Genomic DNA, 20,632 nt, shown 5'->3' on the forward strand with positions numbered 1-20,632 from the left:
ACGCCGAACCCACAACGACAGGAATTCACCATGAGCACCATCACCGTAGGCGAAGCGATCGCCCGTACCCTCGAAGCCTATGCGGTCTCCGCCGTCTACGGCGTCATCTCCATCCACAACCTGCCGGTCGCCGACGCCATCGGCCGCCGTGACAAGATCCGCTTCGTGCCCGCCCGCGGTGAGGCCGGTTCGGTGACCATGGCCGACGCCCACACTCGAGTGGGCAGCCTGGGCGTGGCCCTGACCAGCACCGGCGCCGGCGCAGGCAATGCCATCGGCGCCCTGCTCGAGGCGCTCAACGCCGGCACGCCCTTGCTGCATATCACCGGCCAGGTGGAGAAGGCCTACCTGGACCGCGACGCCGGCTTCATCCACGAGACCAAGGACCAGCTGACCTTCCTCAAGGCCAGCTCCAAGGCCGCCTACCGGGTCTGTACCCCGGAGCAGGCGGTGCCGCTGCTGCACCGGGCCATTCGCGAGGCGATGACGCTGCCGCGGGGCCCGGTGAGTCTGGAGATCCCCATCGATATCCAGGCCAGTCCGGTCGAGTGGGTAGAAACCGCCCCGGTGGTCCCGGCCACTCCGGCCCCGGTGAGCGACGCCGAGATCGATGCACTGGCCGAGCGGCTCAAGGCCGCCAAGCGCCCGCTGCTGTGGATCGGCGGCGGCACCCTGGCGGCGGGCGAGGCGGTCAGACGGTTGGCGGATGCCGGTATCCCGGTAGTCTCCAGCACCCATGCCCGGGGCGTGCTGCCCGACAGCCACCTGCGCAGCCTGCGTGCCTTCCATAACGCCGTTCCGGTGGAAGCCCTATTCGCCGAGAGCGACCTGATGCTGGTGGCTGGCTCCCGGCTGCGCAGCAACGAGACCAAGACCTACTCCGTCGACCTGCCGCGGCCGCTGGTGCAGATCGATATCGATCCCGCCGCCGCCCACCGCAATTACCGCGCTGACGCCTTCCTGTGCGGCGACTGTGCCGACGTGCTGGGCCGGTTGGCGGACCGCCTGGAAGGTCGCCAGTCGGATCCCGCCTATGATGCCGCCGTGGCCGAGGCGGTGGCCGAGGCCGAGCAGGCGTTGCGCAGCCAGGTGGGCGAATACGCCAAGCTCAGCGATGCGGTACGCGCCGCTCTCCCGGAGGACGGCATCTTCGTACGCGACATCACCGTCTCCGGCAGCACCTGGGGCAGCCGACTGCTGCCCATCGAGCGGCCGCTGACCAATATCCACTCCCTGGCCGGCGCCATAGGGTTGGGCCTGGCGCACGGCATCGGCTGCGCGGTGGCACAGCCCGAGCGCAAGGTGGTCACCCTGGTCGGCGATGGCGGCCTGGCGCTGGGCCTCGGTGAGTTGGCCACTATGGCCCAGGAGCGCCTCGACATGACCCTGATCGTCATGAACGACGGCGGCTACGGGGTGATGCGCGGCATCCAGGAGAAGTACTTCGAGGGGCGCCAGTACTATAACGAACTGCATACCCCCGATTTCCAGCAGCTGGCCGATGCCATGGCCATCCGGCGCTGGAAGGTCAGTCACGGTGACGACTTCGCCGCGGTACTGGCCGAGGCGGTGGGGCATCCGGGGCCGGCCCTGGTGGAAGTGGACATGCCCAGCGTCGGCGAACTGAAGTTCTCCGGCCCGCCGCAGAAAAAACTCTATTGATGAACTGATTCGTCTCGCCAGGACAGGGGTAGCGCTTCCCACCAGCCAAGTGCTTGGTGGGTAGGGACGCTCATGATTGAAGTTCGACTTTCAGGAGGTATGAGGACGCCAATAAAGACTTTCCACGAATTACAAAAATCGCTTTTTATTTGAATCCAAGAGGAACTTAAAAATGAAATATAACAAGGTATTTGCACTGGCTGCGATGCTGCCGGTGGGGCTGACTGCTGCCGCCACTACCCAGGCCTTCGACGTGGTCCCCGCCGGTGAGCCGGTGGTCACCGGCGAACCGAGCCGCGTGGGGGCGCCCTGGAACCACCGCTCCACCTTCAATATTCCCGGTACCAATACCGACGTGGCCTTCGGTGGTTATGTGAAACTGGATGCCTTCTACGATTTCGATTATGACCAGGGCGACAGTACCGATCCGCTGGCGCTGCTCAACTCGGGCAACGAGACCGATGGGCGGACCTCCTTCACCGCCAAGGAGTCGCGGATCAATTTCCGTACCCAGACCCGCTTCGATCAAGGCTTGCTGCACACCTATCTGGAGGGGCACTTCCTGCCCGATGGCAAGTTCAACCTGCGCCACGCCTACGGGGAGTTCGGCCCCTTCTTGGCCGGCCAGAGCTGGACCAACTTCATGCACTTCCATGGCACGCCGCGCAGTCTGAAGCTGGGCGGCCCCATCGGCTATGCCACCGGTCGCCCGGCGCAGCTGCGCTACACCCATCGGGCAGGACCCAATGCCTTCGCGGTCTCCCTGGAAGAGCCTTCCTTCGCGCTCTCGCCCATCGGCAGCGCCGGGGTCGATACCGAGAATCGCCTGCCGACCCTGACCGCTCGCTATCAGTTCGGCCGCACCTTCGGCATCTCCGCGCTGGTCAAGGAGCTCTCCACCAACGAGGCCACCAGTGGCGTCGACGAGAGCACCACCGGCTATGGCGTCGCCGCCCAGTTGGCCCTGCCGCTGGGCAGCGCCACCACCTTCAAGGCCAACGCCACCCTAGGCAGCGGCCTGGGTAGCTACCTTAGCTACGTGCCTGATCCCGTGGCCGGTGGCCGCACTCCCGACGCCTATATCGACGCCGACGGTGCCCTGAAGAGCGTCGACTCCCAGGCCTTCGGGGTCTCCCTGGAGCATAACTGGACCAGCGACTGGTCCAGCGCCATCGGCACCGCGCGTTTCAGCCAGGACCTGCCCGAGGAGATCGCCGGTTTCCAGGCCGGGCTGGATCGGGTGCAGTACTCCTACGTCAATCTGATCTGGGACGTCAACCAGCGACTTTCCACCGGCATCGAGTACCAGCACTCCGATATCAAGCGGGTCAACGGCGATTCCGAGGATGCCAGCCGCATCCAGGCCAGCGTGCAGTTCCACTTCTGACGCGCCCCGGGGTGCGGGCACCGCTCGCCCAGGCCTCGCGCCCCGGCACCTTTCTTGACGCTTACCGTTTGTGCCGATGGCCCCGCCATCGGCACTTTTTCATGGAGACGGCGCCGGGCGCTCTCAGGAACGCGATGGCAGGGGAGACTCGAGCTTGGCGTGTCGCCACTGGCGCAGCAGCCAGGCGAAGGCCATGCCCAGCAGCAGCAGCCATACGCCGGCACCGGCCAGCAGCCACAGGCTATTGGCCAGGCGCAGTATCACCCCGCCCAGGCTGACCCCCACCGACTGGCCCAGGAACAGGCAGCCGGCGAACACCGCCATGGCGGTGCCGCGGGTGGCGGGCGCCATCTGGGTGGCATTGATCTGCAGGGTGCTGTGCATCATGTAGAAGCCCAGCCCGGCGGCAAAGGCCGAGGCCGCGGCCGCTATCGGCTGCTGGGCCAGCGCCAGCCCGACGAAGCCCACCCCCATCAGTACACCGCCGCCGGCGGCCAGGCCCGGCTCGCCCAGGCGCCTGACCATCGGCCTGGCCAGGGCGGCGAAGATCAGCCCCCCCACCCCGAACAGCGCCACCATCAGCCCGGCACGGGTCAGCGAGACGCCGAGACGCTCGTAGAGGTGACTGGCGACGAAGGCCAGGGCGCCGAAGGCGGCAATCCCCTCGAGGAATACCAGCACCAGGATGCGACGGGCCCGGGCGATCAACAGGATCTCGCGCAGCCGCGACAGGAAGGCGACCCCACCCTGTTCCGCCTTGGGTGGGGAGAGGCCGGGGCGGCGCTGGAGCATTGTCAGCAGCAGCCCCCCGGCCAGCAGGAAGAGGGTCGTCAGGAGATAGAAGGCGGCCTGCCAGCCCAGCGTATCGGCGAGGAAACCGCCCGCCACCTGGCCGGTGATCAGGCCCATCACCGCGCCGGAGAGCATATGGGCCAGGGTCACCTGGCGGCTCTCGTAGGGCACGTTGTCACCCACCCAGGCCATGGAGAGCGGAATGATCGCGGCGGCGGTGGCACCGGTCAGGGTGCGAAACAGCAGCAGCGTCGATAGCGACCCGGAAAGCGCCGAGCCCAGGGCACCCAGCGCGCAGGCCACCGTGGCCAGGCCGATGACCCGAAGAGTGCCGTGACGGTCGCCCAGCGGGCCATAGCAGAGCTGCATCAGGCCATAGGCGATGGCGAAGAAGGTGATGTTCTGCGCCACGTCGGCCACCGGGCGCTCGAAGGCCTGCGACAGCGCTGGCAGCATGGCATCGGTGACCCGCATCGACGCCATGCTGGCGAAGCCGGCCAGGGCCAGCATCAGGATGACGAGACGGGGAGGGGCGGCGTCACTCATGGCTAGCTCCGTGCCTGGCTGGCGGCGGCCGCCCGGCTTGCCGGTCGCACGATGGCGAGGTACGCCACCAGTGCGAACACCCCGCCGAGGCCGATGGAGATGGCCATGGTGCGGGACGTGCCGTCATGGAACTGGCCCACCAGCGCGCCAGCCAGCGCCGCGATGGTCATCTGCAGGAAGCCGAACAGCGAGGAGGCCGCCCCCGCGCACTGGGGATTGGGCGCCAGGGCGCCGGACATGCTCTGCGGCATCACGATGCCGAAGCCGACCAGGAACAGGATATGGGGGCCGATGACGGCCCAGGGGGCATAGATGCCGGCCACTGCCAGCCCCGCCATGATTGATCCGGCCAGGGCGCAGCACAGCGTGGCCAGCAACAGGAGCCGGTCGCGTCCCAGCCGATGGCTATAGCGGCCGCTGAATATCGTGCCCGAGAAGAAGCCGGCCACGATCAGCGTGAAGCCGATCCCGTACTCGAAGGGTGTCATGCCCATGAACTCGATCAGCACGAAGGAGGAGCCGGAGAGAAAGGCGAACAGGCTGGCGAAGCCACTGGCATTGACCAGCGTATAGCCGATGAAGGCGCGCTGGGTCAGCAGCATGCGGTAGTTGCGAAGGATGGCCCGGGGGCTGATCGATTGCCGATTCGCCGGCGACAGCGGCTCGGGCATCAGCAAGGCGAGTACCAGCAGCATGATGCCGGCATAGAACGTCAGCAGCACGAAGATCGATTGCCAGCCGAAGTACAGCAGAAGCCCGGCCCCGACCACGGGGGCCAGGGCCGGGGCGAGGGCCATGGTGCTGGCCATGTAGGAGAGCACCCGTCCGGCCTCGATGGGGCCGTAGATATCGCGCACGGCGGCACGGCCCAGGACCGGGCCGGCGGCACCGCCCAGCGCCTGCAGGAAGCGCCCGACCAGCAGCCACTCGATGCTGGGGGCGAAGGCGCAGAGCAGGCTGGCCAGTAGGAACAGGCTGAAACCGGCGACCATGACCGGCTTGCGTCCGAATCGGTCGGAAATGGGCCCGCAGAAGATCTGGGCCATGGCAAAGCCGGCCATGTAGAGGCTCAGTGTCAACTGTATCTGGTCGGGGCCGGTGTCGAGCGCCTCGGCCATGGCCGGCATGGCGGGCAGATACATGTCGGTCGCCAGCGGGCCCAGTGCGGTCAGGGCCGCCAGGGTCACCACCGTGGCGGGGGATGTCAGCCTCAGCACATTGACCTCTTCTCGAAGGGCGCCTCGGGGGGCGAACAACGACCAGCGGGCGCCACCCTTCCCGGCTCGGCCTGAGCGGGATAGAGCGGCGCCCGTGTGTCGTTAGCCTGCTTATTGTAGCCGAAACGATTCGCGATTGCTCAGCCGGCGTCCGGCTGCTCCTCCGGGGAGGCCTGGTGGAAGGCATCGAGTGCCCGGCAGTTGGCGACGATGCGCTGGATCCGCGGGTAGGCGGAGAGGTCGCACTCGAAGCGCTCGGCGTTGAACACCTGGGGCACCAGGCAGACGTCGGCGAGCGTCGGGGTGTCGCCGTGGCAGAAGTCGCCGCTGCCCGCCTCCCGGGAGAGCATCGCCTCCAGGGCGTCGAAGCCACCGGTCACCCAGTGGCGGTACCAGGCCAGCTTGGCCTCGTCGTCCAGTTTCAGTTCGTGGACCAGGTACTTGAGCACCCGCAGGTTGTTGAGCGGGTGGATCTCGCAGGCCACCAGCTGGGCCAGTGCCCGCACCCGGGCCCGCTCTGCCGGCTCGAGCGGCAGCAGCGCGGGGCTGGGGTGGAGTTCCTCCAGGTACTCGCAGATCGCCAGCGACTGGGTCAGGGTGGTGCCGTCGTCGGTAACCAGCGCCGGCACCAGCCCCTGGGGGTTATGGGCGCGAAAGGTCTCGCTGCGCTGTTCGCCCTTCACCAGGTTGACCGGGACCTGCTCAAAGGCCAGGCCCTTGAGGTTGAGCACGATGCGCACCCGGTAGGCCGCCGACGAGCGGAAATAGCCGTATAGCGTGGTCATGGTTGCCTCTCCCTGCATTTACTTGGGCTGGTACTGGACCACCTGCTGGTCGATGGCGCCGAAGATGCTCTTGCCCTCGCGGTCGAACATCTCGATGCGCACCCGATCGCCGAAGCGCATGAAGGAGGTCTTGGCCTGGCCGTGCAGGATCTGCTCGACCATGCGTACCTCGGCCAGGCAGCTATAGCCCACGCCGCCATCGGCGATTGGCTTTCCGGGGCCGCCGTCGGGGTCGGGGTTGGAGACGGTGCCGGAGCCAACCACCGCGCCGGCGCCCAGGTAGCGGGTCTTGGCCGCATGGGCGACCAGCTGCGGGAAGCTGAAGATCATGTCGGGACCGGCTTCCGGTTCGCCGAACTTCTCGCCGTTGAAGTGCACGGTGAGCGGCAGGTGCACCTTGCCGTCCTGCCAGGCGTCGCCGAGTTCGTCCGGGGTCACCGCGATGGGCGAGAAGCTCGAGGCCGGCTTGGCCTGGAAGAAGCCGAAGCCCTTGGCCAGCTCGCCGGGGATCAGGCCGCGCAGGCTGACGTCGTTGACCAGCATCACCAGCTTGATGTGGCCGGCGGCCTGCTCGGGGGTCACCGCCATGGGCACGTCGTCGGTGATCACCGCGATCTCGCCCTCGAAGTCGATGCCGTGCTCCTCGCTGACCGCCTCGATGTCTTCTGTCGGGGCCAGGAAGCGGTCGCCGCCGCCCTGGTACATCAGCGGGTCGGTCCAGAAGGTCTCGGGCATCTCGGCGTTGCGCGCCTGGCGTACCAGCTTGACGTGGTTCAGGTAGGCGGAACCGTCGGCCCAGTGGTAGCTGCGCGGCAGCGGCGAGTGCAGCTGGCTCTGGTCCAGGGCGAAGGCGCCCTCGGCCTGGCCGTCGTTGAGCTGGGCATAGCGCTGCTCCAGCTTGGGTGCGAGGCTGTCCCAGCTCTCCACCGCCTGCTGCAGGGTGGCGGCAATGTCGCTGACACGCACGGCGCGGGTCAGGTCGCGGGAGACCACGATCAGTTCGCCATCGCGGCCATGCTCTTTTGTTTCCAGCTTCAGAGTTGCGAGTTTCATCGTCGTTGGGTCCTTTCGTCAGAGGCGAGGCCCTGTGGGCCTCGTCCATTCATTCGTCTTGTCGTTCAGGGCGTTTTTATCGCGCTCAGGGCTGTCTATTCCGCTCAGGGCTGTCTATGGCGCTCAAGGCTGTTCCGGATCGAAGTGCGAACGCAGGGTCGACCAGACATCGACGTAGTCGCGCTGGCGGATCTCGGCGTTCAGTGCCGCCTCGGTCGGGTGGTAGACGTAGCGGCTCTCGAACATGAAGGCCAGGGTATCGCCCTGATGCTGGGGCGCAAGCTCGGCGTTCGATGCCTTCTCGAAGGTATCGGCGTCGGGGCCGTGGGGCGACATGCAGTTGTGCAGGCTGGCGCCGCCGGGCAGGAAGCCCTCGGCCTTGGCGTCGTACTCGCCGTGGATCAGGCCCATGAACTCGCTCATCAGGTTGCGATGGAAGTAGGGCGGGCGGAAGGTGTTCTCGGCCACCATCCAGCGCGGCGGGAAGATCACGAAGTCCAGGTTGGCCATCCCCGGGGTATCGGAGGCCGAGGTCAGCACGGTGAAGATCGACGGGTCCGGGTGGTCGAAGCTCACCGTATTGATGGTGTTGAAGTGGGCCAGGTCGTACTTGTAGGGCGCGTAGTTGCCGTGCCAGGCCACCACGTCCAGCGGCGAGTGGTCGAGCCGGGTCACCCAGAAACGACCGGAGAACTTGGCCACCAGCTCGTACTCGCCGGTGAGGTCCTCGTAGCTCGCCACGGGGCTCTGGAAGTCGCGGGGGTTGGCCAGGCCGTTGGCGCCGATGGGGCCGAGGCCGGGCAGTTCCAGCGGGCTGCCGTAGTTCTCGCAGATGTAGCCGCGGGCGGCGTCTGAGCCTTCCACCAGGCGCACCTGGAACTTGATGCCGCGGGGAATCACCGCGATCTCGCCGCCCTTGACCTGAAGCTCGCCCAGCTCGGTGCGCAGGCGCAGGGTGCCCAGCTGCGGCACGATCAGCAGCTCGCCGTCGGCGTTGTAGAAGAAGCGTTCGGTCATGTCCCGGTTGAAGGCGTAGACGTGCACGCCGCAGCCGGATTGGGCACCGGCGTCGCCGTTGACCGCCACCGTCAGCAGGCCATCGACGAAGTCGGTGGGCTCGGCGGGAATCGGCAGCGGGTCCCAGCGCATCTGGTTGGGGTCGGCGGCGGGCTTGGCCAGCGGCGAGGTTGCCACGCCTTCCACGGCGAGCGGGCGATAGGCGCTCTGCACCACCGAGGGGCGGATGCGATAGAGCCAGCTGCGCAGGTTCTGGTGGCGCGGGGCGGTGAAGGCCGAGCCGGTGTACTGCTCGGCGTAGAGCCCATAGGCACAGCGCTGGGGCGAGTTCTGGCCTATGGGCAGGGCGCCGGGCAGCGCCTCGGTGGAGAAGTGGTTGCGAAAGCCGCTCTGGTACTCAAGCGTCTCGGTCGTCATGGGGAGTATCCTCGTCATCCGTGCTGTTATTGTTGCCGGGCTTCGGTCTCGGTGGCTCGGGGCTCGGCGGCCTGGGTGGCGATCTCCAGAGCCTCTTCGAGCACCTGCTGGTCGCCGATATGGTTGGCCAGCAGCAGGATCAGCCGGGCGTTGATGCGTTCGCTCTGCGCCTCGTCGCGTTCACGGTGCGCCTCGGTCAGCGCGGCGTAGAAGGCGTCCGGGTCGGTGAAGTTGGGGTTGAGTTCAAGCCGTGGCATGGCGGCCTCCCTGATGGTCGGGGCGATCTTCGGAAACGGCGGCAAGGTTGGCGCCCAGGGCGCGGTCCATCGCGGCACCCACCGCCCTGGCCGAGACCTCGGGCCAGCGGGCGGTCACGTGCTGGTCGGGCCGCAGCAGGTAGCCGGCGCCGGCCGTGAGGCCATAGCGCTCCCCGATCAGGTTCTCGGCGTCCTCGATCGTAACGCTGCGGGGCAGCTCGGAGAGGGCGTGAGGCGTGGGTCCGACGATGACCAGGTCGAGGTCGTCGCGCTCATCCAGCAGCGACTGCAGTTCGGCCTTCAGGCTCTCGGCCCGGGCGCTGTCGACGCGGCCATCGAGCAGCAGCACGAAGCGGTTGCCCAGCTGGTTGAGCAGCCAGGCGCTCTGCCCGGCGAGTCGAATCGGCGCATCCTTGGCCGGGCTGCCGGGGCGCAGCTCAAGCGGGAAGCCCTCGGCGCCGGTGTCGTTGAGCGGCGAGCCGTCATAGCGGCAGGGCACCGACAGTCGGCCGCTGTTCACCAGGCTGCGGGCGAAGGGGTAGTGTTCGGCCAGTTCCAGGGTGGTGTCGCGGAACACCCGGCTGATGCGGCTCTTGGGCGTGATGAAGTCGGTGGCGCGGGTCGAGTTGAGGATGTTCTCGGCGGCACCGTGCTGGCGCTCGTCGTTGTAGGTGGCGAGCAGCGCCTCGGGGGCCTGGCCCCTGAGTACCCGGGCCAGTTTCCAGGCCAGGTTCTCGGTGCTCTGCAGCGCACCGTTGGCGCCACGGGCGCCAAAGGGCGAGACCTGGTGGGCGGCGTCGCCCATGAAGAACACCCGGTTGTGAATATAGTCGTCCATCTTGCGGCAGCGGAAGGTGTAGACGCTGGCCCACTCCAGTTCGAACTCCACGTCCTCGCCGAGCATCGCCTGCACGCGGGGGCGGATGTTCTCCTCCTTCTTCTCCTCTTCCGGATCGGCGTCCCAGCCCAGCTGGAAGTCGATGCGCCAGACGTTGTCCGGCTGCTTGTGCAGCAGCACCGACTGGTTGGGGTGGAAGGGCGGGTCGAACCAGAACCAGCGCTCGGTGGGGAAGTCCGCCTTCATGATCACGTCGGCGATCAGGAAGTGGTCCTGGAAGATCTGGCCGCGGCTCTCCAGGCCTAGCATGTCGCGGATCTTGCTGTTGGCGCCATCGGCCACCAGCAGGTAGTCGCAGGAGAGGCGGTACTCGCCATCCTCGGTGCTGACCACGATTTCGCTGCGTTCGGGCCGGCTGTCGACCTCGGTCACCTTGTGCTTCCAGCGCAGTTCGATGAGGTCGGAGAGTTCGTCTGCCCGGTCGACCAGGTACTCCTCGAAGTAGTACTGCTGCAGGTTGATGAAGGCCGGCATGCGGTGGCCCTCTTCCGGCAGCAGGTTGAAGTCGTAGACCTCGCGTTCCTGGAAGAACACGCGGCCGTGCTGCCAGGTCACGCCCTTGTCGATCATCGGCTGGCCGCAGCCCAGGCGATCGAGGATCTCCAGGGTGCGCTTGGCGAAGCAGATCGCCCGGGAGCCGACGCTGACGGTGTTGTTGTCGTCCAGCACGACGCTGGCGATGCCCTGCTGGGCCAGGTCGATGGCCATGCCCAGGCCGGTGGGACCGGCGCCGACGATCACCACCGGGCAGTGGCGCACGTCGTCGCGGTCCAGCTCCGGCGCACGATGGTATGGATAGACGGGATTGTTGTAGGTACTTGGCATGTTTCCTCCGACCGCGGTTGCTTCAGGGACAAGGCCGCCGCGGTGCGCTGCGGCCTGTCCCCGGCGCCGCTCGCCAGGCATTTTTTTGAAAACGGCTCGTTACTGGTTCTCGACGACGTCCTGCAGCGAGTGCCACATGGCAGTGTCGCGCTCGGCGGTCCAGATGCGCGGATCCGGATACTCGCCGCCCGCCTCGTCGTAGCAGCGGGTGATGTCGAAGGGCACGCAGTGATCGAAGATCACCCAGTGGCCGTATTTCAGCTTGAGCAGGGCGTAGGTCTCGGCGTAGCACTCGGAGAGGCTCTTGCCGGCGGCCTTGCCCGCCTTGACGCTCTCGTACATGTCGTTGAGGAAGTCGCGGGTGCCCTGGATGGCCTCCTGGCACTGCTCCGGGGTCTGCAGGGCGTCGCCGCGGCCCGGCACCAGCTTCTGGGGGGCCATGGCCTGCAGGCGGTCCAGGGTGGCGGGCCAGTATTCGTGATAGGCGTCGCCGGTGTAGGGGGTGGCGCCGTATTCGACCAGGTCGCCGGAGAACATCACCTTCTCCTCGGGGAGCCAGACGATGGTGTCGCCCTTGGTGTGGCCACGGCCCAGGTGGATGATGCGCACCTCGCGCTTGCCCATGTACACCGTCAGTTCCTGCTGGAAGACGATGTTCGGCCATGTCAGGCCGGGCACGGAGTCGACGCCCTTGAATAGGCGCGGGAAGCGACCGACCTCGGACTCGTAGTCCTGCTGGCCGCGTTCGACGATCAGGTCATAGGTGTGCTGGCTGGCGTAGATGTTCTCGGCCTGATAGGCGGAGGCACCCAGCACGCGCACGGCGTGGTAGTGCGTCAGTACCACGTGCTTGATCGGCAGGTCGGTGACCTCGCGGATCCGGCGGATCACGTCCTGGGCCATGATCGGGGTGGCCTGGGTGTCGATCACCATCACGCTGTCGTCGCCGATCACGATGCCGGTGTTGGGGTCACCCTCGGCGGTGTAGGCATAGAGGCCTTCGGCCAGTTTGTCGAAGCTGATCTGCTTCTCTTCGGTATCGGCGTGCGAGGCGAATTTCTTGCTCATGGATCCTCTCCAATGTCTCGTCGGGGCGTCTTGGCCAGGCGATCGGTGACAGCCGGTCTCGACCCGACTCAGGTGTGTCAGGGTGAATCGAGCATAGTTGCTTTTGAAACTATATGTCCAGCTCTCCTGTCATTGGTTTCACGCGATGTCGCCGAGAGAATGGTAAAAAATTGCCTAAGATCATGGATTTCTTTGGTTTTTAATACCTAAGTCTAATACGAAATTTTGCCAAATTAGTTGCAGGGGAGAGTAACTGCGGTCATGGTGACAGCGGAGAACAGGAAGACTGAAAGCTCTTGGCCGATGGCTTCCAGAGCCCAGTCGACAAGATCGTAATTCGGCGCATGTCGCCCCGTGACGACGTAGGAGCACAACATGAACAAGACAACTCGCCTGATGGCCGGCGCCCTGGCGACGCTCGGCTTGGGCCTCGGCACCCCGGCACTGGCCCAGACCACCATTACCGTGAGCACCTGGGGTGGCCCCAACCATGGCGTCAATACCATCGTCTGGCCGAGCTGGAAGGCATGGATCGAAGAGGCCACCGAAGGTCGCGTGACCGTGGACGTCGTGCACGACATGGGGCCCCCGGCGGCACAGATGGAGATCGTTGCCGACGGCATCGCCGATGCCAGCTGGATCTTCCATGCCCACATGGCGGGTCGCTTCCTGGCCACGCAGCTGCCGGAATTCCCCACCTTCGAGGAGTTCTCCTCCGAGGATGCCGCCGCTGCCTACTGGCATACCCATCAGGAGCACCTGGCCCAGGCTAACGAGCACCGCGGCATCGACGTGATGGCCATGGGCGTGCATGGCCCCGGTCAGATCTTCACCCGCGACCAGGTCGACAACCTGGACGGACTGGCCGGCAAGCGCCTGCGTGTCGGCGGTGGTGTGATGAGCGGCCTGGCCGATGCCATGGGCGTGACCGGCGTGGCGCTGCCGCCCACCGGCGTCTATGAGGCGGCTTCCCAGGGTGTGGTCGACGGCGCCATGCTGACGCTGGAGAGCCTGCGCAGCTTCCGGGTCGCCGAAGTGGCGCCTCATGCCCTTACCGTGGATGGCGGCTTCTATCGTGGCAGCTTCGCCATCGTGATGAACCCGATGGTCTGGGACCAGATCTCCGAGGAGGATCGCGAGGCGATCGAAGCGGTTTCCGGCGAGCACCTGTCGCGCCTGTTCGGCTACATGATGGACGTCTCCGACGAGAGCGGCGTCGAATTCGCCAATGAGCGTGGCCAGACCTTCACCCAGGTGCCCGAGGAGGATGTCGAGAGGCTGCGTGGCGTGACCGAGGAGCTGATCGCCGAATGGGCCGCCGCCGTGGAAGACCGCGGTGTCGACGCCGATGCCGCACTCGAGCACTTCCGCGAGCAGCTTGCCCTGGCCGCCGAGAGCGAAGGCATCGCCGACCGCGTCGTGCGCCAGTAACGTCCCGGCTAGCGGAGACCCATCATGCCGACTTCGTCGACACTCTGGTTACGGGTCGGCCGTTTCATGCAGCTGGGACTGGAGGGGGTGGCGGGCGCCACCCTCTTCGCCATGATGCTGCTGACCACGGCTGACGTCATCGGTCGCTACTTCTTCAATTCGCCGATACTCGGCACCGTCGAGCTGACCCAGCTGATGCTGGCGGCGGTGGTGTTCCTGTCGCTGCCGGTGGTGTGCTGGCGAGAGGAGCACGTCAGCGTCGACCTGCTCGACGCCATCTTTCCGCCCCGCCTGATCTGGATCCGCCAGGTGATCGTCAACCTGATCGTCACCGGCGCGCTGTGGGTGATGGCCCGTCGGGTCTGGGCGCTGGCTGAGCGCGCCATGGAGTGGGGGGACGTGACCGAGTTCCTGCGCATCCCCAACGGTTACCTGATCTATCTGATTTCCATCATGCTGGCGGCGTCGGCGCTGCTGACGCTGCTGCGTGCCGTGCTCTACTTCCTCGAGGGTATTCGGGTGGTCGAGCGCGGAGGCCCGCTCAGTCCTGAGAAAGGCAAGGGAGGCGATACATGATTGAAGCACTCTACGGGTTCGCCGCCCTGCTGCTGCTGGCGTTCCTGCGCGTGCCACTGGCCTTTGCCATGGGCATCGTCGGCTTCGCTGGCTTCTACTACCTGACCGGCAACTGGAACGCCGCCGAGGCCATGGCCGCGCGTCGGGTGGTGGACACCGCCATGGACTACGGCCTGTCGGTGATCCCGCTGTTCATCCTGATGGGCAACTTCGTCTCGCATGCGGGGATGTCGGATGCGCTGTTCCGCGCGTCCAACGGCTTTCTCGGCCACCGCAAGGGCGGCCAGGCCATGGCCACCATCGTCGCCTGCGGCGGCTTCAGCGCCATCTGCGGCTCCAGCCTCGCCACCTGCGCCACCATGGGGCGCGTGGCGATGCCCCAGATGCGCAAGTACGGCTACAAGGACTCCCTGGCCGCGGCCTCGATTGCCGCGGGTGGCACCCTGGGCATCCTGATCCCGCCCAGCGTGATGCTGGTGATCTACGGCATCCTCACCGAGACCAGTATCCGTGAGCTGTTCGCCGCCGGTTTCATCCCCGGTATCCTGGGGATCTTCCTCTACCTGGGGTCGGTGAAGTGGGTCATGTGGCGCGACCCCGAGGCCGGCCCCGCCGGCGAGAGGGTGCCCTGGCCCGAGCGCATGGCGGCATTGAAGAGCGTGGGCAGCACCCTGGCGCTGTTCGTGCTGGTGATCGGCGGCATCTACCTGGGCGTATTCACGCCCACCGAGGCGGCGGGCATCGGCGCCATGGGTGCCTTCCTGATTGCCCTGTGGCGGCGAGCGCTCACCCCCCAGGTGCTGATGAACGTGCTGATGGACACGGTGCGCACCACGGGCATGCTGTTCGCCGTGATCCTCACCGCGCTGATTTTCGCCAACTTCATCAACCGTGCCGGGCTGCCCAGCGACCTGCTGGCCTTCGTCAACGCACTGGATATCGCGCCCTTCCTGGTGATCCTGGTGATACTCGCCATCTATATCGTGCTGGGCTGCGTGTTCGAGAGCATGTCGATGCTGCTGCTCACCGTGCCGGTGTTCTTCCCGGTGGTGGCGGGCCTGGGCTACGACCTGGTGTGGTTCGGCATCCTGGTGGTGATCGTGATCGAGATCAGCCTGATCACGCCACCGGTGGGGATGAACGTCTTCGTGCTGCGGGCGGTGCTGCCGGACGTGTCCACGGGGACGATCTTCCGCGGGGTGACGCCGTTCTGGGTGGCCGGCATGGTGCGCGCGTTGCTGGTGCTGCTGTTCCCGGCTATTGTGCTGTTCCTGCCGCAACTGCTCTATTGATTTCGCTATTGATGTCAGACCGGGCGTGGGATGAGGAGAGCCGCGATGAACATGGAAGACACCCAAGCCGATACCGCCAGGGATGGCACTGTCGGTGACGATGGGCCGTCGACGAAACCGGAGCTGGATCTCAACCAGTTCCTGCCCTATCGACTCAACAGCCTGGCCGACCGTATCAGCCAGGCCCTGGCGCAGCTCTATGAGGAGCGCTATCAGCTCAATATCGCCCAGTGGCGGGTGCTGGCCTGGCTCAGCCACTGCGACGAGCTGACGGCGAAGAAGGTGTGCGCCTACACCAACATGGACAAGGCCCGTGTCTCCAGGGCGATCCAGGCCCTGGAGGACCGGGGGCTGATCAGCCGCACGCCGTCGCCCAGGGATCAGCGCCTGCACGATCTCCACCTCACCCCGGCGGGCCAGGTGCTGCTGGCCGAGCTGATTCCCGCGGCCCAGGCCTGGGAGGCGGAGCTGGTCGCGACCCTCACCGCCGGCGAGTATCGCGACCTGCTCAACGTGATGCGCAAGCTCGAGCGGCAGCTGGAGCGGATTGGCGATAAGGGCTAGCCGTCGTGGCTATGGCGCGACACAGAAGGGGGCGGCATTCTCCAGTGACATCACCGGCCGCAGGTAGAACTGCCCGCCCATGTTGCAGCGCGTACGCCCTTCGCCGCTGAAGTCGACGAAACAGTCCTGCTGGGAATGGCCACCGGCGCTGACCTGATTCCAGTACCAGCCAGACGGCGTGTCCGGAAAGGCGTCGAGATCGATAGCCATGGGCGTCTGCCCCTGGCGCTCTTCCGGAGGCTGTATCAGGCCGCTCAGCTCATGAAAGCGGGGCATTCGCCACGGACAGTCGGCGCTTGCCTCCTGCTGGACGCGCTGCTGCGCCGCGCTCCAGTTGAATCGCTCGGCTTCGCCCAGGCAGCGGCCATCGTGGTAGCGCTGTCCCAGGCTGCAGCGCATCCAGGCGAGCTGCTGGCGCGTGTCCTTTACCATGCCATCGTGATCGGTCTCATACCTGGACTCGCCGCTGCCCAGGGCCGGACCAGCCAATGCCAGGAGCAGCCCCGCCACTAGTGCCCGGCAGTGCAGGTTCATGCCTCGGCCGACGTCTCGCTGGGGATGTGCCCGCCCAGGCGAGCGGTAATCTCCGCGGCGGTTTCGCGAACCAGCTCGCCGAGCTCCACCAGGCGGGATTCCGGGATGCGGGCCACCGGGCCGGAGACCGAAATGGCTGCCAGCGGCGTGCCATGCTCGTCATGGACGCAGGCCGCCACGCAGTGCAGGCCGATGGCATGCTCCTCACGGTCGCAGGCGTAGCCCTGCCGGCGAATCTCGGCCAGGCCGGCCCGCAGGGACTCGGGCGTGTGCAGGGTGTTCTCGGTCACCCGGGACAGGCCACGCTCGGCCAGCACGCGCTCGAACTCGTCATCGGGGAGCCAGGCCATCAGCGCCTTGCCGACACCCGAGGCATGCAGGGGCGCCCGGGAGCCGAGGCGAGTGATCATGCGCATCATCTGCGGCGATTCACTCTGGGCCAGGAAGACGGCCGTGGCGCCATCGCGGATGCCCAGGTTGGCGGTCTCGCCGGTCTGGGCGGTCAGGCGACGCAGGAAGGGCCGGCTGGTGGCCACGAAGTCCCGGGCTTCCAGGAAGCTGTTGCCGATGCGGAAGGTCTTGACGTCGATCTTCCACACGCCAAGCTCGTTATCCTGGGTGATGAAGCCTTGTCCCTGCAGGGCCTGGAGCAGTCGGTGGGTGGTGGAGGGCGCCAGGTCGACCATCTCGGCCAGTTCGGATAGCGCCAGGCCGCCCGGTGTTGCCGCCAGCCGCTCGAGCAGGTTGAGCCCGCGCACCAGCGATTGGCTGTGGCCACTCGTACTCTTGCCGGGGCCTGGCGGCCGTCCCGCCGTTCTGCGTTTGACTTCACTCACCTGGGTTGTCTCCAAATTCTGGGTGGGCCGCTCGTATTAGCCAGGGCCAGGCCTTCTTGCCGGCATGAAAGCAGCTCTCAGGATACCCGCTCCGCTTCACCTTGTCGCGGCGACGGAAAAGCCTTCCATTCCCTGTTTCCCACGCCTTTTCAGCGATGCCGCCAGTTCGGCGGGCGTTTCTCGATGAAGGCATCGATGCCCTCGGCCACGTCCTCGGCCATCATGTTGCAGGCCATGGTGTCGCCGGCGAAGGCGTAGGCTTCCTGCAGCGGCATCTGCAACTGGCGCTGGAACATGGCCTTGCCGGTACGCACCGCCACGGCGCTCTTGGTGCAGATGCTGGCCGTCAGTCCACCGAGAACCTCATCCAGCGCATCCTCCTCGGCGACCCGGTTGATCAACCCCCAGTCCAGGGCCTGGTCGGCGTCGATGAAGTCGCCGGTGAAGAGCATCTCCTGGGCGCGCTTGCGACCGACGCTGCGGGAGAGCGCCACCGCCGGGGTCGAACAGAACAGGCCCACGTTGATACCCGATACGGCAAAGCGGGCCGAGCGGGTCGCCACGGCCAGGTCGCAGCTGGCCACCAGCTGGCAGCCGGCGGCGGTGGCGATGCCCTGGACGCGGGCGATCACCGGCACCGGCAGGTTGACGATGCGCTGCATGACCTCACCGCAATGGGCGAACAGCGACCGGTAGTAGGCTTCGTCGGGGTTGGCCCGCATCTGCTTGAGATCGTGACCGGCGCAGAAGGCCTTTCCGGTGGCCGCGATAACCACGCAGCGTACCGCGTCATCCTCGGCCAGGCGGGAGAGCTCATGGTCCAGGGCTGCCAGAATCTCTTCGGAGAGGGCATTGAACTGGCGCGGACGGTTCATCGTCAGGGTGGCGACCCCGCCCTTGTCCCGTCGAACCAGCGGCAGGTCGTCATCAGTGGTCGGCATTGATATATCCTTGGTCTAATGTGATACCGCCACCAGCCTAGCCCGTCCCGACCGTCTTTCGGCACTCCTGCGACCAAAGACGAGGCTCAGGTACCAAAGACGATGTCCAGGAGAGCGCCATGACCGATTCGACACGCCACCCATTGGCCGAGGCCTCGCTGCACAAGGGACTGCCTGAGACCGGCAACCGGCTGCTGGTTGACGTGAGCCTGCCCGCCGCCGTCATTCACGAGGCGGCGCTGGCCCACAACCTGGCCTGGATGCAGCGCTTCTGCGATGCCCATGGGGCGCGGCTGGCCCCCCATGGCAAGACCACCATGGCGCCGGCACTCTTCCATCGGCAGCTGCAAGCCGGCGCCTGGGGCATCACCCTGGCCACTGCGCCGCAGTGCCGCGCGGCTTTCGCCCACGGTATCCATCGCCTGCTGATGGCCAATCAGCTCGTCGGCGAGGCCAACATGGCCATCGTCGCCGAGCTGATCGAGGCCGGCGCCGACTTCTACTGCGTGGTCGACAGTGCCGCCAACGTCGACCAGCTGGCTCGCTATTTCGCTGCGCGAGGCCTGCGTCTCAAGGTGTTGATCGAACTGGGCGTGCCCGGCGGACGCTGCGGCTGTCGCGATACCGACGAGGTGATGGCGCTCGCCGAGCGCATCGACAGCGAACAGGCCCTGGTGCTGTCGGGTCTGGAAGGCTACGAGGGCGTGATGCACGGTGACGATCCCGAGCGCGCCGTGCGTGCCTACGCCTGGCAATTGGTCGAGGTGGTCCAGGGGCTGGAGCGTGACGCCCTGATCGAAAGTCCGCAGCCAATCATCACGGCGTCCGGCTCGGTCTGGTACGACCTGATCGCCGATGTATTCCGCGAGGCACGACTGGGCGCGCAGTTCGTACCGGTGCTGCGTCCCGGCTGTTACGTGGTTCACGACCACGGCATCTATCGCCAGGCCCAGCGCGAGATCCTGGCAAGGCAGCCGCACATCGAGAACGGGTTGAAGCCGGCACTCGAGGTCTTCGCCCAAGTGATCTCACTGCCCGAGCCGGGGCTGGCCATCGTGGGACTGGGCAAGCGCGATATCGGCCACGACCAGTTGCCCGAGCCGCTGCGACGCTATCGGGAGGGCGATGACCGGGGGCGCCCCCTGTCGGTGGAGGGCTGGCGTGTGACCAGGCTGATGGACCAGCACGCCTTCGTCAGGCTGCCCGCCGACGAGGATGAGCCCGGCAACGGCAATGGGCGGGTACGAGTGGGCGATATCGTTGCCTTCGGCGCTTCCCACCCCTGCCTGACCTTCGACAAGTGGCGGCGGATCTGTCGCATCGACGAGCGGCTCGAGGTGGTCGAAGTGATGGAAACCTGTTTCTAACTGTGACGCGTGACGGCTGCCTCACGCCCGGCCTTGAGCCGTGCCAGCCGGTCGCCGAACAGGTAGGCGCCCAGTGCCACCAGGATGAGCAGGGCGCCCAGCAGCATGTAGCCTGACGGCTGTTCCTGGTTCAGCGCCATGCCCAGGCCGAGGGCCAGTATCGGCGTGATCAGGGTGACCAGGGCCACGGTGGCAGCCGGGAGCCGCGAGAGGATCAGGAAGTAGCAGATAAAACCCAGCAATGAGCCGAACAGGGCGAGATAGAGCACCGACCACAGGCCGCGGGTGGTGAGCGGCACCGCAAGGGGCTCGCCGCTGGCAAGCCACAGCACGAAGAAGCACGGCAGGCTGAGCGCCAGGGCGCCGAGGGTCTGCTCCAGGGGACCTAGCCCGGCGGCAACGCGCTGAACGGCGATGCCGCTGCCGCTGAACAGCGTCACTGCCACCAGCATCAGTGCCAGCGCCAGGAACTGGTCCTGCCCCAGCGCCAGGCTGTCGGCGAACACCACCGCCAGGCCCACCACGCCCAGGGCACAGCCCAGCCAGTGCCAGCGCTTCAGCTTGGTGGCCCCCGGCAGCACCTGCAGGATGAGTCCGGAGATCAGCGGCGCCATGCCGAACATCACCGACATCAGCCCCGACGGCAGCGTCATGGAGGCGTGATAGCTCAACGCCATGGCCCCGAATACCCCGGGGACGGCGGCGGCATAGCTCGTCACGGCCCGGCGATCCAGCCGAAGCCGCTCGCGGCGCAGGAACAGTACCACCGCCAGGCCCGCCAGCAGGGCGATCAGCATGCGCAGCAGTACGCTGCCGACCGGCGCGCCGGCCTCGGCGCTCCACTTGATGGTCAGTGGCGTGGTGGCCCACACCAGCACCACGATCAGATAGGCGGCTCCGGTTGGCATGCAATCGTCCTTGCTGCTGCCCATGGGCAGGATAATGTTCGGATAGTAACCATTAGCACAAAAAACACCGCTGCGTCATACGACGCAGCGGTGTGTTCGGTCTGCCTGGGAGCCTGTCGGACTTAACGCTGATCTACTGCGAGATCCGGTCTTTCGGCCAATTTCATTCGCTCTGATTCGTTAAATAGCGGGCTATTCGCCTCATCAGATCGATAAACTTGTCTCGAAACCCAAATCTCTCGTGACGATCGGTCAAATC

19 protein-coding genes are annotated in these 20,632 nt (G+C 66.4%); 7 read left to right on the forward strand and 12 right to left on the reverse strand.

Annotation, left to right across the window (positions count from 1 at the left end; genetic code table 11):
* The first annotated feature begins 30 nt into the window (after window positions 1-30).
* Both LY622_RS14945 and LY622_RS14950 read left to right on the forward strand, forming a co-directional pair.
* A complete protein-coding gene (locus tag LY622_RS14945; protein WP_234291631.1) occupies window positions 31-1,662 on the forward strand; it encodes a thiamine pyrophosphate-binding protein in 1,632 nt (543 codons plus the stop codon).
* A gap of 172 nt (window positions 1,663-1,834) precedes the next feature.
* A complete protein-coding gene (locus tag LY622_RS14950; RefSeq protein ID WP_234291632.1) occupies window positions 1,835-3,049 on the forward strand; it encodes a DcaP family trimeric outer membrane transporter in 1,215 nt (404 codons plus the stop codon).
* 123 nt (window positions 3,050-3,172) lie between these two features.
* On the opposite strand, the gene LY622_RS14955 is transcribed toward LY622_RS14950, so the two are convergent.
* From LY622_RS14955 to LY622_RS14990, 8 genes are all read right to left on the reverse strand, one after another.
* Complete coding sequence (locus LY622_RS14955) at window positions 3,173-4,387, reverse strand: MFS transporter (RefSeq protein ID WP_234291633.1); 1,215 nt, start codon at window positions 4,385-4,387, stop codon at window positions 3,173-3,175.
* Window positions 4,388-4,389: 2 nt separating this feature from the next.
* On the reverse strand, window positions 4,390-5,604 hold the full coding sequence (locus LY622_RS14960) for a multidrug effflux MFS transporter (RefSeq protein WP_234291634.1): 1,215 nt from the start codon (window positions 5,602-5,604) through the stop codon (window positions 4,390-4,392).
* 140 nt (window positions 5,605-5,744) lie between these two features.
* Entirely contained in the window at window positions 5,745-6,389 is a 645-nt protein-coding gene (gene maiA, locus LY622_RS14965) for a maleylacetoacetate isomerase (protein WP_234291635.1), read from the reverse strand.
* 18 nt (window positions 6,390-6,407) lie between these two features.
* Window positions 6,408-7,442 carry a fumarylacetoacetate hydrolase family protein gene (locus tag LY622_RS14970; protein WP_234291636.1) on the reverse strand — a complete coding sequence of 345 codons (1,035 nt, stop codon included), beginning with the start codon at window positions 7,440-7,442 and terminating at the stop codon, window positions 6,408-6,410.
* A gap of 123 nt (window positions 7,443-7,565) precedes the next feature.
* A complete protein-coding gene (gene hmgA / locus LY622_RS14975; RefSeq protein WP_234291637.1) occupies window positions 7,566-8,876 on the reverse strand; it encodes a homogentisate 1,2-dioxygenase in 1,311 nt (436 codons plus the stop codon).
* 26 nt (window positions 8,877-8,902) lie between these two features.
* On the reverse strand, window positions 8,903-9,133 hold the full coding sequence (locus LY622_RS14980) for a DUF2783 domain-containing protein (protein WP_114479251.1): 231 nt from the start codon (window positions 9,131-9,133) through the stop codon (window positions 8,903-8,905).
* The gene (locus tag LY622_RS14985; protein WP_234291638.1) at window positions 9,120-10,856 is read right to left on the reverse strand and encodes an FAD-dependent oxidoreductase; all 1,737 of its coding nucleotides are present in this window, start codon (window positions 10,854-10,856) and stop codon (window positions 9,120-9,122) included. The genes LY622_RS14980 and LY622_RS14985 overlap by 14 nt, the downstream gene beginning before the upstream one ends.
* A gap of 99 nt (window positions 10,857-10,955) precedes the next feature.
* Window positions 10,956-11,924 (reverse strand): MBL fold metallo-hydrolase, encoded by a 969-nt coding sequence (locus LY622_RS14990; protein ID WP_234291639.1) that lies wholly within the window; start codon window positions 11,922-11,924, stop codon window positions 10,956-10,958.
* A 375-nt stretch (window positions 11,925-12,299) separates the two neighbouring features.
* Between LY622_RS14990 and LY622_RS14995 the strand changes: the two genes are divergently transcribed.
* Genes LY622_RS14995 through LY622_RS15010 form a run of 4 tightly spaced genes read left to right on the forward strand, consistent with a single transcriptional unit; the run spans window position 12,300 to window position 15,787 of the window.
* Window positions 12,300-13,355 carry a TRAP transporter substrate-binding protein gene (locus LY622_RS14995; RefSeq protein WP_234291640.1) on the forward strand — a complete coding sequence of 352 codons (1,056 nt, stop codon included), beginning with the start codon at window positions 12,300-12,302 and terminating at the stop codon, window positions 13,353-13,355.
* A 24-nt stretch (window positions 13,356-13,379) separates the two neighbouring features.
* Window positions 13,380-13,931: a TRAP transporter small permease gene (locus tag LY622_RS15000; protein WP_234291641.1), complete on the forward strand. Its 552-nt coding sequence runs from the start codon at window positions 13,380-13,382 to the stop codon at window positions 13,929-13,931.
* Window positions 13,928-15,223: a TRAP transporter large permease gene (locus LY622_RS15005; protein WP_234291642.1), complete on the forward strand. Its 1,296-nt coding sequence runs from the start codon at window positions 13,928-13,930 to the stop codon at window positions 15,221-15,223. The genes LY622_RS15000 and LY622_RS15005 overlap by 4 nt, the downstream gene beginning before the upstream one ends.
* Window positions 15,224-15,268: 45 nt before the next feature.
* Window positions 15,269-15,787 carry a MarR family winged helix-turn-helix transcriptional regulator gene (locus tag LY622_RS15010; RefSeq protein WP_234291643.1) on the forward strand — a complete coding sequence of 173 codons (519 nt, stop codon included), beginning with the start codon at window positions 15,269-15,271 and terminating at the stop codon, window positions 15,785-15,787.
* 9 nt (window positions 15,788-15,796) lie between these two features.
* Here the strand turns inward: LY622_RS15010 and LY622_RS15015 are convergent, their stop codons facing one another.
* The 3 genes from LY622_RS15015 to LY622_RS15025 form a co-directional block, all read right to left on the reverse strand.
* Entirely contained in the window at window positions 15,797-16,321 is a 525-nt protein-coding gene (locus LY622_RS15015) for an Lcl C-terminal domain-containing protein (RefSeq protein WP_234291644.1), read from the reverse strand.
* The gene (locus tag LY622_RS15020; protein WP_234291645.1) at window positions 16,318-17,157 is read right to left on the reverse strand and encodes an IclR family transcriptional regulator; all 840 of its coding nucleotides are present in this window, start codon (window positions 17,155-17,157) and stop codon (window positions 16,318-16,320) included. Before LY622_RS15020 ends, LY622_RS15015 begins: the two co-directional genes overlap by 4 nt.
* 149 nt (window positions 17,158-17,306) lie before the next feature.
* Window positions 17,307-18,098 (reverse strand): enoyl-CoA hydratase, encoded by a 792-nt coding sequence (locus tag LY622_RS15025; protein WP_234291646.1) that lies wholly within the window; start codon window positions 18,096-18,098, stop codon window positions 17,307-17,309.
* Between the two features lie 119 nt (window positions 18,099-18,217).
* Here LY622_RS15025 and LY622_RS15030 point away from each other — a divergent pair, with 119 nt between their 5' ends.
* A complete protein-coding gene (locus tag LY622_RS15030) occupies window positions 18,218-19,465 on the forward strand; it encodes an amino acid deaminase (RefSeq protein WP_234291647.1) in 1,248 nt (415 codons plus the stop codon).
* On the opposite strand, the gene LY622_RS15035 is transcribed toward LY622_RS15030, so the two are convergent.
* Window positions 19,462-20,373 carry a DMT family transporter gene (locus LY622_RS15035; RefSeq protein WP_234291648.1) on the reverse strand — a complete coding sequence of 304 codons (912 nt, stop codon included), beginning with the start codon at window positions 20,371-20,373 and terminating at the stop codon, window positions 19,462-19,464. The two genes, LY622_RS15030 and LY622_RS15035, sit on opposite strands and share 4 nt — an antisense overlap.
* Window positions 20,374-20,632 lie beyond the last annotated feature (259 nt).

The organism is Halomonas alkalisoli (assembly GCF_021412585.1).
GTDB classification, from domain to species: domain Bacteria; phylum Pseudomonadota; class Gammaproteobacteria; order Pseudomonadales; family Halomonadaceae; genus Halomonas; species Halomonas alkalisoli.